Here is a 13,098-nt window from a genome sequence, read left to right as displayed (position 1 = left end):
GTCGCAAGACCATGGCAGCCAACGCCATCGACCAGACCCGGCGGATGCTCTCGCTGGTCACCTATCTGCGCGAGCGCCCCGGGGCGCACGTCAGCGATGTGGCCCGCGCCTTCGGGATCACCGAGGACGAGCTGATCTCCGACCTCGACGTGCTGCCCATGTGCGGGACCAGCTTCCGGGGCGGCGATCTGCTCGACATCGACACGGACGGCGACCGCATCTGGTGGCACAACCCGGACGATGTCGCCGAGCCGCTGCGGCTCGCCGCCGACGAGGCGACGGCGCTGCTGGTCGCCGCGCGCGCCGTGGCGACCCTGCCGGGGCTGCGCGAGGGGGACCGCGAGGCGCTGCTGCGGGCCACCGCCAAGCTGGAGACCGCGGCGGGCGAGGCGGCGGGCGCCAGCTCCCGGCTCTCGGTGATCTTCGAGTCGGAGGGCGGCGTCTTCGCCGAGGTCGACCGGGCCATCTCCGAGCGGCGCAGGCTGTGGCTGCGCTACTACTCGCCGGCGCGGGACGAGCTGACCGAGCGCGAGGTCGACCCCATCCGGCTGTTCGCCGTCGGCCACACCTATATGGAGGCCTGGTGCCGGCTCTCCGAGGCGCGCCGGACCTTCCGGCTCGACCGGGTGGCCGAGATCAAGCTGCTGGACGCCCCGGCCGCACCCCCGGAGCTGGAGCTGCGGGATCTGTCCGAGGGGCTGGTGCAGCCGTCGGCGGAGGACCCCGAGGTGGTCGTCGAGGTGGGCCCCGGGGGCCGGTGGGTGGCCGAGTACTACCCGCACGACTCCGCCGAGGAGCTGCCCGGCGGCGGGCTGCGGATCACCCTGCGCACCCCCGAGCCGGCCTCGTTGCGCCGGCTCGCGCTGCGGCTGGGCGGCGACGGCCGGATCGTCTCGCCGCCGGACCTCGCGGCGAGCGCGCGGCGGGCCGCGGCCGAAGCGCTGGCGGCGTACGGAGTCTGAGGCCGGAAGCGGCCGGTGGCGCCGGGTGGACTGCCGGTGGCGGCCGGTTCCGGCCGTGTGTCACGGATCCTGAGCGAAGAAGCACGAGCGACGATGCACAAGCGACGATGCACAGAGGAGAACCAGGAAAATGTCGGCGACGTCAGGACTGCCGGGGCTCTCGGCGGTGGTCCCGGTCCTCTTCAAGGCCGCCTGCCCCGAGTGCCGCGCGGCCTTCGAACTGTCCGCCGGCGCGCTGCGCCTCGCGATAGGGGCCAGCCGCAGCACCACCTTCTACTCCTTCACCTGCCCCGAGTGCCAGTCCTCGGTCCGCAAGCCCGCGGGTGAACGCATCGTCGAACTCCTCACCGGGGGCGGCGTGCGGACGCTGCGGCTCCACTCCACTCTGTAAGGACCGGTCTTCCGCTCATGTTCTGGCCCATGCTCGCCATCGCCCTCGGATTCTGCGGGATCGCCGTGCTCGGTGTGCTGGCGGTCCGTGTCTTCCTCGAAGCCCAGCGGCTCGGCCGGCAGGTCGCCGCCACCACCGAAGAGATCCACCGGGCGGCCGAGGAACTGGAGCGCTCGGCGACCCGGCTGGCCGCCACCGGCGACGCCCTCCGATAACTTTCGGGCAGGTCCGCCCTCTGCTGCGGGGGCCCGTACGCGGGGTACGCTGCGGAGCGGAGTCCGGAAATCCGGTGGTCCGTGCCGAGAAGGGACGTACGCAAGGGCATTGCCCCACGTTCACCCCCGCGGGTTACGATCGCCGGAGCACCACCTACCGGACACACAGGTCCGGCGGTTACGGTGACGGTGTCTTCCCCATCCAGCCGCCTCCAGTGAGAAGGAATCTCCATGATCGGCAACCTCAAGCCCCTAGAGCTTCTCCTGATCGTCGGCATTGTCTTTCTCTTGTTCGGTGCCAAGAAGCTTCCCGACATGGCGCGTTCGCTCGGCAAGTCGGCCCGCATTCTCAAGAGCGAGGCCAAGGCGATGAAGAAGGACGACGAGGCCGCCGCGGCCCCCGCCGCCGAGCAGCCCGCGGACGCCGCCGCCCAGCCCCAGGCCGCCGCGCGCACCATCCAGGCCGCGCCCGGCGACGTCACCAGCGCTCGTCCGGTCACCGAGCCGAACCGCACCGCGCAGAGCTGACGCGTACACGACTGACCGGTCGGACGCTTTCCGGAACGAGACGAGGGACGCGGGTTGCGCAAGTCTGCCCCGAAGCAGGAGAGAGACACCGAGGGGCGCATGCCCCTCACGGAGCACCTGCGTGAGCTGCGGAACCGTCTGCTGAAGGCGGTTCTGGCCATTCTCGTGGCGGTCATCATCGCCATGTTCTTCCAGGCCCGGATCTTCAAGTTCCTGATGGAGCCGATCCTCTCCTCGGTCGGCTGCACCAACGGCGCCACGACCATGGTCAACGGCAAGCCGTGCGCCGACATGGTCACCAGCGGACTGATGTCGCCGTTCACCATCGCGCTGAAGGTGTCGCTGATGGCGGGGTTCCTGGCCGCCACCCCGGTCTGGCTCTACCAGCTGTGGGCGTTTGTCGCGCCCGGGCTGCACAGCAAGGAGAAGCGCTACTCGCTCGGCTTCGTGGCGCTCGGCGTCCCGCTGTTCCTGGGCGGCGCGACCCTCGCGTACACGATCCTGCCGGAGACGGCGTCGATCATGCTGAGCTTCACCCCCGAGGACGCCAAGAACCTGCTGCCGCTCGATGACTACCTCGACCTCATCACGCGCATGGTCATCGTCTTCGGGCTCGCCTTCGAGCTGCCGCTGCTGCTGATCCTGCTCAATATGACCCGGGTGCTCAGCGGCAAGCGGATGCTCGGCTGGTGGCGCGGCATGGTTGTCGGCCTGACGATCTTCGCCGCGATCGCCACCCCCGGCGGCGACCCCATCTCCATGCTGGTGCTCGCCCTCCCGCTGGCCGTCCTGTACTTCCTGGCGTGCGGCTTCTCGCTGATCAACGACCGGCGGCGGAACCTCGGCAACCCGGACCGCGACCTCGACGACGACGAGGCCTCCGAGCTGGACCTGACCCCCGAGCCCATCAACGGGACCGCGACCGTCGCCGCCTCGGGCCGCCCCGAGCTGCCCGCCCAGTCCGACGGCGGCCGCACGGACCGGCTGAACGGCTACGACGACGTCACCTGATCCGTACGCGCTCGACGCGCTCGATGCCGCGGGGCCCGCCGGAACGAACCGGCGGGCCCCGCGGCGTCTGTCGCCGTGCCGACCGTGGCCCAAGCACTATTAAAGATCGGGCTGACTGTCAGAGGTGGCGGGTAGGCTCGAACGCAAGATGACAGAGGACCTCTCACCAGCCGAGCGCTACGCCGCTGCCCGGATCCGCGCCGCCGATCAGGCCACGGCTCTCGCACCGTTCCGCGAGATGTACGACTTCGGTCTCGACCCGTTCCAGATCGAGGCGTGCCGGGCGCTGGAGTCGGGGAAGGGCGTGCTCGTCGCGGCGCCCACCGGCTCCGGCAAGACGATCGTCGGCGAATTCGCCGTGCACCTGGCCCTCGCCGAGGGCCGCAAGTGCTTCTACACGACCCCCATCAAGGCGCTCTCCAACCAGAAGTACACCGACCTCGCCAAGCGCTACGGCGCCGACAAGGTCGGCCTGCTCACCGGGGACAACAGCGTCAACGCGGACGCGCCGGTGGTCGTGATGACCACCGAAGTCCTCCGCAACATGCTCTACGCCTCCTCGCAGTCGCTGCTGGGGCTCGGCTATGTGGTGATGGACGAGGTCCACTACCTCTCCGACCGCTTCCGGGGCGCCGTCTGGGAAGAGGTGATCATCCACCTCCCCGAGTCGGTCACCCTTGTCTCCCTCTCCGCGACCGTCTCCAACGCCGAGGAGTTCGGCGACTGGCTCGACACCGTCCGCGGCGACACCGAAGTGATCGTCTCCGAACACCGGCCGGTACCGCTCTGGCAGCATGTGATGGCCGGCCGCCGGATGTACGACCTCTTCGAGGAGGAGACCGACCACGGCGGACGGGGCATCGCCAAGCGGGAGGTCAGCCCGGACCTCGTCCGGCTGGCCCGGATGGAGAACCAGCGCACGTACAACCCGCGCGAGCGGCGCCGCGGCAAGATGGTCCGCGAGGCGGACCGGGAGCGCGAGCGGCGCCAGCGCGGCCGGATCTGGACCCCCTCCCGGCCCGAGGTCATCGAACGCCTCGACGCCGAGGGGCTGCTGCCCGCGATCACGTTCATCTTCAGCCGCGCCGGCTGCGAGGCCGCCGTACAGCAGTGCCTCTTCGCCGGACTGCGGCTCAACAGCGACGCGGCGCGCCAGCGGGTCCGCGAGATCGTCGAGGAGCGCACGGCCGCCATCCCCGGCGAGGACCTGCACGTCCTCGGCTACTACGAATGGCTGGAGGGCCTGGAGCGGGGCATCGCCGCGCACCACGCCGGGATGCTGCCGACGTTCAAGGAGGTCGTCGAGGAGCTGTTCGTCCGCGGGCTGGTCAAGGCGGTCTTCGCCACCGAGACACTCGCCCTCGGCATCAACATGCCGGCCCGGTCCGTGGTGCTGGAGAAGCTCGTCAAGTGGAACGGCGAGACCCACGCCGACATCACCCCCGGCGAGTACACCCAGCTCACCGGGCGCGCCGGACGCCGGGGCATCGACGTCGAGGGCCACGCCGTGGTCCTCTGGCAGCGCGGCATGGACCCGGGCGCGCTGGCCGGACTCGCCGGGACCCGGACGTACCCGCTGCGCTCCAGCTTCCGGCCCTCGTACAACATGGCCGTGAACCTGACACAGCAGTTCGGCCGGCACCGCTCGCGGGAGCTGCTGGAGACCTCGTTCGCCCAGTTCCAGGCCGACCGGTCGGTCGTCGGGATCTCCCGGCAGGTCCAGCGGAACGAGGAGGGCCTCGACGGCTACCGCGAGGGCATGACCTGCCACCTCGGGAACTTCGAGGAGTACGCGCGGCTGCGCCGCGACCTCAAGGACCGCGAGACGGACCTGGCCAAGCAGGGCGCGGCGCAGCGCCGGGCGGCGGCGGCCTCGTCGCTGGAGAAGCTCAAGCCCGGCGATGTCATCCACGTCCCCACGGGCAAGTTCGCCGGGCTCGCGCTCGTGCTCGAACCCGGGCTGCCGGCCGGGCGTGCCAACGGGCACCGCGGATTCGAGCACCAGGACGGGCCGCGCCCGCTCGTCCTGACCGCCGAACGGCAGGTCAAGCGGCTGGCGTCGATGGACTTCCCGGTGCCGGTGGAGACGCTGGAGCGGATGCGGATCCCCAAGTCGTTCAACCCGCGCTCGCCCCAGTCCCGCCGCGATCTGGCGTCCGCGCTGCGCAGCAAGGCCGGCCACATCGTGCCCGAGCGGCACCGCAAGGAACGCGCGACGGCGGCCGACGACCGGGAGATCGCCCGGCTCCGCACCGAGCTGCGCGCCCACCCCTGCCACGGCTGCGACGAGCGGGAGGACCACGCGCGCTGGGCCGAGCGCTACCACCGCCTCCAGCGGGACACCCGCCAGCTGGAGCGCCGGATCGAGGGCCGGACGAACACCATCGCCCGCACCTTCGACCGGATCGTGGCGCTCCTCACCGAGCTGGACTATCTGCGCGGCGACGAGGTCACCCAGCACGGCAAGCGGCTGGCCAGGCTCTACGGCGAGCTGGACCTGCTGGCCAGCGAGTGTCTGCGCGACGGCGTCTGGGAGGGGCTGTCCCCTGCCGAGCTGGCCGCCTGCGCGTCGGCGCTGGTGTACGAGGCGCGCCAGGCCGACGACGCGGTCGCGCCGAAGGTGCCCTCGGGCGCGGCGAAGGAGGCGCTGGGGGAGATGATCCGGATCTGGGGCCGGCTCGACGCCCTGGAGGAGGACCTCAAGATCAGCCAGACCGAGGGGGTCGGCCAGCGCGAGCCCGATGTCGGGTTCGCCTGGGCGGTCCACATGTGGGCCTCGGGCAAGGGGCTCGACGAGGTGCTGCGCGAGGCGGAGATGCCGGCCGGCGACTTCGTGCGCTGGTGCAAGCAGGTCATCGATGTGCTCGGGCAGATCGCGGCGGCGGCCCCCCGGGAGAACAGCACGGTCGCGAAGAACGCGCGGAAGGCCGTCGACGCGGTGCTGCGCGGGGTGGTGGCGTACAGCTCGGTCGGCTGAGCGGTCGCAGCACGGCCGACGACAGGGCCGGGCCCCCGCCGGAAACTCTCCTTCCGGCGGGGGCCCGCTTCTCTGGCCGTGGTGGTCAGCCGTCGTGGTGCTCAGCCGGCCAGGTACCCGCGCCAGCCGCCGTACTCGGTGATGTCCTTCGCGTGCGTGAGCGCGGAGGGCTCGCAGAGGAAGCCCGCGACGGCGGTCCCGTCGGCCAGCTCCACCCGCCCGATCGCCATGGGCCGGGGGCGCGCGGCGGTGAGCGCGCCGAGGCCCGCCGGGGGCAGCTCCCAGACCTCGGCCTCGATCGCCGCTCCCTCCGTGGCCCCCCGTGGATCCACGTGGACCAGGCCCGGCTTCGGCGGGGTGGTGTCCAGCGCGTACAGCCGGTAGACCGGCGCCGTCTCCGTCGTACGGACCAGCCGGGCGCCCAGGGCCAGGAGCTGCCCGCTGAGGGGCTGCCCGGTCAGATGCGCGCCGACGACGGCGAGCCGGACCGGCGGGGTGAGCAGCGCGGCGAGCGCGGCCAGCCGGTCGTCCGTACCGGCCCGGCCGATGAGCATCACACCGAAGGGCAGGCCCCGTACCTCCTCGCCGGGGACCGCGACCGCCGCCAGATCGAAGAGATTGGTCGAGTTGGTGAACCGGCCGAGCCGGGCGTTCGCCCCCAGCGGGTCGGCGGCCACCTCGGCGAGCGTGGGATGGCCCGGCGCGGTGGGCAGCAGCAGCGCGTCCGCGTCGCCGAGCCCGGCCATCGCCGCCGCGCGCAGGGCGTCGAGCCGCGCCAGATCGGCGTAGAGCCGGTGCGCCGGGATGTCGCGGGCGCGGCCGATGATCCCGGCGACCGTGGGATCGAGACCGGCGTCGTCCATGTGGGCGTCCACGAACTCACCCACCGCCGTGTAGCGCTCGGCGACGAACGCGCCCTCGTACAGCATCGGCGCCGCCTCGCTGAACGGCGTCAGATCGATCGGCACCAGCCGCGCTCCCGCCGCCGCGAGCCGGGCGGCGGCGGCCTCGTACGCCTCGGCCCAGCCCTCGTCCAGCTCACCGAGCTGCGCGAGGTCCGCCGGGACGGCGACGCGCCACGGGCCCGGCGTCCGGTGCGGGGCCGGCCTGCCCGGGGCGACGGAGATCAGCGTGAGCGCCTCGCTCGCCTCGGGGAGCGTACGGGCGAAGACGGTGACGCAGTCCAGGCTCGCGCAGGCGGGCACCACACCCTCGGTGGGGACGAGTCCGCGCGACGGCTTCAGCCCGACGATGCCGTTGAAGGCGGCGGGCACCCGGCCGGAGCCCGCCGTGTCCGTGCCCAGCGCGAGATCCACGATCCCCAGCGCCACGGCCACGGCGGAGCCGGAGCTGGAGCCGCCCGAGATCCGCTCGGGGTCACGGGAGCCCCGCACCGCGCCGTACGGCGAGCGGGTGCCGACCAGGCCGGTGGCGAACTGGTCGAGGTTCGTCACTCCCAGCACCAGCGCGCCCGCCGCCCGCAGCCGGGCCACGGCGGGGGCGTCGCGCTCCGGCTCGTACGCGTACGACGGGCAGCCTGCCGTGGTGGGCAGACCGGCGACATCGATATTGCCCTTGACCGCGACCAGCCGGCCGGCCAGCGGCAGCGGTCCGCCGGTCCCCGAGGGGGTGGCGTCCAGGGCGCGGGCCTCGGCCTCCACCTCGGACTGGGGCCGCAGGGTGATCCAGATCTCCGGGCGGTCCACCTCCGCGATGCGCCGGTAGGCGGCCCGGACCCGGTCGAGTGCGGAGAAAACATGCATGGGAACGCTCCTTACGCGGGGGACAGGACCAGCAGCGGAGTGCCCGCTTCCACCTGGGCGCCGGGCGACGTCAGAACCTCCGTCACCACACCGTCCGCCGGTGCGTGGACCCGTGATTCCATCTTCATCGCCTCCAGTGCGAGCAGCGGCTGACCCGCGCTCACCCGGTCACCGGCGGCGACGTTCAGCTGCCAGACCGACGCGGCGAACTCCGCCTCCAGCAGCCGTCCGCCCGGCGGGACCGTGATCTCCGCGCGCGGGACGGCGGCCACGGGCACCTCGTCGGTACGGTCGAACTCGCCCGCCGCCTCCCACGCGGTCCGCTCCGCCTCGAAGGCCGCCGACTGACCGGCCCGGAAGGACGCGATCGACGCGGCGTTCGCGGCGAGGAAGCGCTCGTGCTCCGCGAGCGAGAACGTGCCCTCCTCGATCCGGGGGACGAAGCGGCCCGCCGCCATGTCGGCGCGGAGCGTGAGGAGTTCGTCCGCGCCGACCGGATACCACTTGATCCGGTCGAAGAAACGCAGCAGCCACGGCTTGCCCTCCTGGAACGCCCCGCGCTGCTGCCAGCCCGACCACACCTGGGTCGTCCGGCCCACGAACTGGTAGCCGCCGGGCCCCTCCATGCCGTAGATGCAGAGATACGCGCCGCCGATCCCGACGGAGTTCTCGGCGGTCCAGGTACGGGCCGGGTTGTACTTGGTGGTGACCAGCCGGTGCCGGGGGTCCAGCGGGGTGGCGACCGGCGCGCCCAGATAGACGTCACCGAGCCCCAGCACGAGATATTCGGCGTCGAAGACCGTGCGGTAGACCTCGTCCGGCGACTCCAGGCCGTTGATCCGGCGGATGAACTCGATGTTCCACGGGCACCAGGGCGCGTCGTCCCGTACCCCCGCCATATAGCGGGCGATGGCCTCGCGGGTCGCCGGATCGTCCCAGGACAGCGGCAGATGGACGGTACGGGACGGGACCACCAGCTCATCGGTGGGCGGCAGTTCGCCCTCGATCCGGGTGAGCACCGCGAGCAGCGCGTCCTGGGACAGCGTGTCCGGGTCCAGCTGGATCTGGAGCGAGCGGATCCCGGGGGTGAGGTCCGTGATCCCGGGCAGCTCCTCCGCCGCCACCGCCTCGGCGAGGGCGTGGACCCGCATCCGCAGCGCCAGATCGAGCCGCATCTCGCCGTACTCGACCAGCACGTTGTCGTCGCCGCTGCGGCGGTACGTGACGGACGCGCCCCGGCCGAGAATGCCACCGTCGGTGATGTCCGGCCGGTCGGCGACGGGCTCGGTGGCGGGGGCCAGGCGCAGCGCGGCGGCCGTGTCCGGGGTGACGGGCACGAAGCGGACGGTGTCGCCGGGGCGCAGCTGGCCGAGCTTCCAGCGCTGACCGGTGACGATCGTCGCCGGGCAGACGAAGCCGCCGAGCGAGGGCCCGTCGGGGCCGAGGAGGACGGGCATGTCGCCGGTGTAGTCGACGGCGCCGACGGAGTACGGCGTGTCGTGGATGTTGGAGGGGTGGAGTCCGGCCTCGCCGCCGTCGCCGCGTGCCCAGCGCGGCTTGGGGCCGATCAGCCGGACGCCGGTGCGCGCCGAGTTGAAGTGGACCTTCCACTCGGCGGCGTAGAACGCCCGCATGTCGTCCTCGGTGAAGAACTCCGGCGCCGCGTGCGGGCCTTCGACCACCGCGATCCGCCAGGTGGTGGAGAAGGCGGGGCGCTCGGCGGCGGGTACGGAAGCGGTGGCCTCCGGCCGGGCGGGCGTTTCGCCGGCCGCGTGCCCGTGCAGGACGTCGCCGGTGCGCAGCGCGCGCCCGCCGTGGCCGCCGAACCGGCCGAGGGTGAAGGTGGCCGCGCTGCCCAGGAAGTCCGGCACGTCCAGCCCGCCGCCCGCGAACAGGACGTACGTCCGCAGCCCGAGCTCGGCGGGCGCGCCGACGGTGAGGGTCGCGCCGGCCGGGACCGTGACCGGCTCCCACTGCGCGACAGGTGTGCCGTCGACGGTGACCGGCGCGGGGGCGCCGGTGACACAGAGGGTGGTGGCGGTGGTGAAGCGGAGGGTGGGGCCCTGGAGGGTGCACTCCAGGCCCGGCGCGCCCTCGTCGTTGCCGAGCGCGCGGTTGCCGAGCCGGAACGAGAGGCTGTCCATCGGCCCCGACGGCGGCACGCCGACCTGCCAGTAGCCGGTGCGGCCCGGCCAGTCCTGCACGGTGGTGAGGGTGCCGCCCGCGGTCACCTCGATGCGCGGTGTCGGATCGGTGACGGTCGCGAGGGTGGCCGTGGAGTGGGCGGCGGCGCTGACATCGGGGTGGCGCAGGGCGGCCCGTACGAGCCCGAGGTTGGTCTCGATGCCGTCGATACGGGTGGCGGCGAGCGCCCGGTCGAGCGCCGCGAGGGCCTCCGTACGGTCGGCGCCGTGGACGATGACCTTGGCCAGCATCGGGTCGTACGCCGTCGTGACCTCGGTGCCCGTCTCGATCCACGCGTCGACGCGGGCGTCGGACTCCGGCGGGAAGGAGACATGGGTGAGGAGTCCGGCGCCGGGTCGGTGGTCCCGGCCGGGGTCCTCCGCGTACACACGGGCCTCGACGGAGTGGCCGCGCGGCGCGGGCGGCTCCTGGACGACGGACCGCTCGCCCTGGGCGAGGCGCAGCATCCACTCGACGAGGTCGACTCCGTAGACGGCCTCGGTGACCGGGTGTTCCACCTGGAGACGGGTGTTGACCTCCAGGAAGTACGCCTCCTCGCGGGCCGCGTCGTAGACGAACTCGACCGTACCGGCGGACCGGTAGCCGACCGAGGCGCACAGCTCCCGCGCGTGGTCGGCGAGTTGACGGCGGACCCGGTCGGGCAGGCCGGGGGCCGGGGCCTCTTCGAGCACCTTCTGGTTGCGGCGCTGGAGCGAGCAGTCCCGGTCGCCGAAGGTGACGACGCGGCCCGCGCCGTCGCCGAAGACCTGGACCTCGACATGGCGGGCGTGTTCGACGAGGCGTTCGAGGAAGAGTCCGGCGGAGGAGAACGACGCCGCCGCGACCCGCCGTACCCCCTCCCAGGCGTCGGTGAGCCCGGCCGGGTCGTGCACGGCACGCATCCCGATGCCGCCCCCGCCGCCGGTCGCCTTCAGCATCACCGGGTAGCCGATCCGGTCGGCGGCGGCCAGCGCGGCGCCGAGATCCGGCAGCAGCCCGGTGCCGGGGGCCAGCGGGACGCCCGCGGCCTCGGCGGCGGCGCGCGCGGTGTGCTTGGCGCCGAACAGGTCGAGCTGACCGGGGGTCGGGCCGACGAAGGCGATCCCGGCGTCCTCGCAGCTCCGGGCGAAGTCCGCGTCCTCGGAGAGAAAACCGTAGCCGGGGTGGACGGCGCCCGCGCCGGTCCGCTCCGCGGCCTTCAGGATCAGCCCCGCGTCCAGGTAGGACTCCTTGGCGGGCGCGGGTCCCAGCCGTACCGCCTCGTCCGCGAGCCGTACGTGCGGGGCCGTGCGGTCGGCGTCGGAGAAGACCGCGACCGTACGGAGTCCGAGGCGGCGGGCGGTGCGGATGATCCGGACGGCTATCTCACCGCGGTTCGCGACGAGGAGCGTGTCGAAGGTGTCGACGCTGTCGGAGGTCATGGGGTGGTCCCGTCGTCGCTCGGCGGCGTTCCGTCGCTGATCGTCATCTCGACGGCCGTCGGGTCGAAGCCGTTGCAGGGGTTGTTGATCTGCGGGCAGTTGGAGACCAGCACCAGCACATCGGTCTCGGCGCGGAGCGTGACGCGCAGCCCCGGCGCGGAGATGCCGTCGACGATGCCGAGGGTGCCGTCCTTCTCGACGGGTACGTTCATGTACCAGTTGATGTTGGGGACGAGATCGCGCGGGCCGAGCCCGTGGCGCGCCCCCTCGCTCAGGAAGTTGTCCATGCAGGCATGCTGCGACCAGGTGTGATGGCCGTAGCGCAGGGTGTTGGACTCCTTGGAGCAGGCGCCGCCGAGGGTGTCGTGCCGGCCGCAGGTGTCCTCGGTGACGGTCATCAGCGGGGTGTGCTCGTTGGAGAGCAGGACGCTGCCGGTGGTGAGGAAGACATTGCCCTGGGCGCCGATGGTGTCGGGGGCGCTGTAGCGGACGGCGGTGTCGTGCGCGTCGTACACCAGGAAGTCCACGGCCTGGTTGCCGTGCAGATCGGTGAGGGTGAGGTGGTGCCCGGCGGGGACGACGGCGGACCAGGCGGCCCGGGCGGGAACGGCCGTGGTGCTCATCGGATGCCCTTCGAGGTGTGGTACTCGGCGGTGTTGAGGAAGGCGCGGCGGCCCTCGGGGGTGGCGTCCCACAGGGGATCGCCCGGCGCGGTGGGCCCCGCGGTCCAGGCCAGCACCTCCAGCGCGGTGCTGGTGTAGGCGGGCCGCGGATCGAGCGGATGCGGCACATTCGCGAGCAGTACGGTCAGGTCCTGCTCGGCGCGGAGCGTCACGGAGCCGCCGGGGCCGGCCGAGCCCGTGAACTCCAGCGCGCCGTCGTCCCGTACCACCACGCCCTGGAAGAAGGAGACGGACGGCGGCAGGTCGCGGGGTTCGAGGCCGTTCTTGAGCGCGGCGAGTTTCAGCAGCTCACGGCCGGCGGGGGAGGCGGAGTGCGGGGCGCCGGCGCCGTAGCGGGCGGTGTTGCCGGCCAGGGTGGAGGTGGCGCAGAGGGCGTCGTGGCGGCCGTCGGCGGTGTCGGTGACGAGGGTGGCGAGGACCCGGCCGTGGCTGGACAGCAGCAGTTGGCCGGCGCGGAGGTACGCGTTCCACTGCACCTTGACGGTGTCGGCGGTGTTGAGGCGCTCCCAGGGCCGGCCGGCCGCGAGGAGCAGCAGATGGGCGCAGGCGTCGCCGTGGCGGTCGGTGAGCCGGAGCTCGGTGCCGCGGGCCACCGTCCGGTGGGTGTAGCCGCCGCCGGCCACGGTCTCCGCCCAGACGAGATGGCCGGCCTCGCAGGGCGGATCCGGCCAGTCGGTGGCGGGCACCGTCGGCATGTTCTCGGCCGCGGTACCGGCCTGGGCACGGGCGTGGTCCCTGGCCCCGTAAGTCGTCGCTGTCGCCATGGCTCGGCCTCCGTTGGGTGGCGGTGTCCGGTACTCGCCTGGGTGGCGGTGTCCGGTACTCGCCGTCACTCGCGTGATTTCTGTCGCCCGACAGAAATTACGGAGAGGGTGCGTCGGATCCATTGCCCGGGTGTTGCGCGGGAGTTACCGGACACTCACGCGGAACCGCGGACGGGCACCGCGGGGGCGTGTGCGACGA

10 protein-coding genes are annotated in these 13,098 nt (G+C 72.7%); 6 read left to right on the top strand and 4 right to left on the bottom strand.

The features are described 5' to 3' along the window. Positions 1-11: 11 nt before the first annotated feature. From AB0389_RS05415 to AB0389_RS05390, 6 genes are all read left to right on the top strand, one after another. Positions 12-962, top strand: coding sequence for a WYL domain-containing protein (locus AB0389_RS05415; protein ID WP_366393979.1), 951 nt, complete (start codon positions 12-14; stop codon positions 960-962). A 130-nt stretch (positions 963-1,092) separates the two neighbouring features. Beyond that, on the top strand, positions 1,093-1,353 hold the full coding sequence (locus AB0389_RS05410; protein WP_114658369.1) for a hypothetical protein: 261 nt from the start codon (positions 1,093-1,095) through the stop codon (positions 1,351-1,353). Positions 1,354-1,370: 17 nt separating this feature from the next. Continuing rightward, positions 1,371-1,568, top strand: a complete 198-nt coding sequence (locus tag AB0389_RS05405; protein WP_366393978.1) for a hypothetical protein — start codon at positions 1,371-1,373, stop codon at positions 1,566-1,568. A gap of 231 nt (positions 1,569-1,799) precedes the next feature. Continuing rightward, entirely contained in the window at positions 1,800-2,096 is a 297-nt protein-coding gene (gene tatA / locus AB0389_RS05400; protein ID WP_366393977.1) for a Sec-independent protein translocase subunit TatA, read from the top strand. Positions 2,097-2,150: 54 nt separating this feature from the next. Beyond that, positions 2,151-3,107, top strand: coding sequence for a twin-arginine translocase subunit TatC (tatC, locus tag AB0389_RS05395; protein WP_366393976.1), 957 nt, complete (start codon positions 2,151-2,153; stop codon positions 3,105-3,107). 148 nt (positions 3,108-3,255) lie between these two features. Further along, positions 3,256-6,084, top strand: coding sequence for a DEAD/DEAH box helicase (locus tag AB0389_RS05390; protein WP_366393975.1), 2,829 nt, complete (start codon positions 3,256-3,258; stop codon positions 6,082-6,084). A 101-nt stretch (positions 6,085-6,185) separates the two neighbouring features. On the opposite strand, the gene atzF is transcribed toward AB0389_RS05390, so the two are convergent. Genes atzF through AB0389_RS05370 form a run of 4 tightly spaced genes read right to left on the bottom strand, consistent with a single transcriptional unit; the run spans position 6,186 to position 12,899 of the window. Beyond that, positions 6,186-7,847, bottom strand: coding sequence for an allophanate hydrolase (gene atzF, locus AB0389_RS05385; protein ID WP_366393974.1), 1,662 nt, complete (start codon positions 7,845-7,847; stop codon positions 6,186-6,188). Positions 7,848-7,858: 11 nt separating this feature from the next. Then, positions 7,859-11,452, bottom strand: a complete 3,594-nt coding sequence (uca, locus tag AB0389_RS05380; protein WP_366393973.1) for an urea carboxylase — start codon at positions 11,450-11,452, stop codon at positions 7,859-7,861. Beyond that, positions 11,449-12,075: an urea amidolyase associated protein UAAP2 gene (locus AB0389_RS05375; RefSeq protein WP_366393972.1), complete on the bottom strand. Its 627-nt coding sequence runs from the start codon at positions 12,073-12,075 to the stop codon at positions 11,449-11,451. Before AB0389_RS05375 ends, uca begins: the two co-directional genes overlap by 4 nt. Further along, the gene (locus AB0389_RS05370; protein WP_366393971.1) at positions 12,072-12,899 is read right to left on the bottom strand and encodes an urea amidolyase associated protein UAAP1; all 828 of its coding nucleotides are present in this window, start codon (positions 12,897-12,899) and stop codon (positions 12,072-12,074) included. Before AB0389_RS05370 ends, AB0389_RS05375 begins: the two co-directional genes overlap by 4 nt. Positions 12,900-13,098 lie beyond the last annotated feature (199 nt).

The organism is Streptomyces sp. NPDC093109 (assembly GCF_040701725.1).
Classification (GTDB): domain Bacteria; phylum Actinomycetota; class Actinomycetes; order Streptomycetales; family Streptomycetaceae; genus Streptomyces.
Note: the sequence above shows the minus strand (reverse complement) of the source record. Positions and strands in the feature narration are given on the sequence as shown.

Excerpts from the sequence above, each read along its gene's own strand:
- tatA (WP_366393977.1), top strand. The coding sequence starts at position 1,800 with ATGATCGGCAACCTCAAGCCCCTAGAGCTTCTCCTGATCGTCGGCATT.
- AB0389_RS05375 (WP_366393972.1), bottom strand. The coding sequence starts at position 12,075 with ATGAGCACCACGGCCGTTCCCGCCCGGGCCGCCTGGTCCGCCGTCGTC.
- AB0389_RS05405 (WP_366393978.1), top strand. The coding sequence starts at position 1,371 with ATGTTCTGGCCCATGCTCGCCATCGCCCTCGGATTCTGCGGGATCGCC.
- AB0389_RS05390 (WP_366393975.1), top strand. The coding sequence starts at position 3,256 with ATGACAGAGGACCTCTCACCAGCCGAGCGCTACGCCGCTGCCCGGATC.
- AB0389_RS05415 (WP_366393979.1), top strand. The coding sequence starts at position 12 with ATGGCAGCCAACGCCATCGACCAGACCCGGCGGATGCTCTCGCTGGTC.
- AB0389_RS05370 (WP_366393971.1), bottom strand. The coding sequence starts at position 12,899 with ATGGCGACAGCGACGACTTACGGGGCCAGGGACCACGCCCGTGCCCAG.
- uca (WP_366393973.1), bottom strand. The coding sequence starts at position 11,452 with ATGACCTCCGACAGCGTCGACACCTTCGACACGCTCCTCGTCGCGAAC.
- atzF (WP_366393974.1), bottom strand. The coding sequence starts at position 7,847 with ATGCATGTTTTCTCCGCACTCGACCGGGTCCGGGCCGCCTACCGGCGC.
- AB0389_RS05410 (WP_114658369.1), top strand. The coding sequence starts at position 1,093 with ATGTCGGCGACGTCAGGACTGCCGGGGCTCTCGGCGGTGGTCCCGGTC.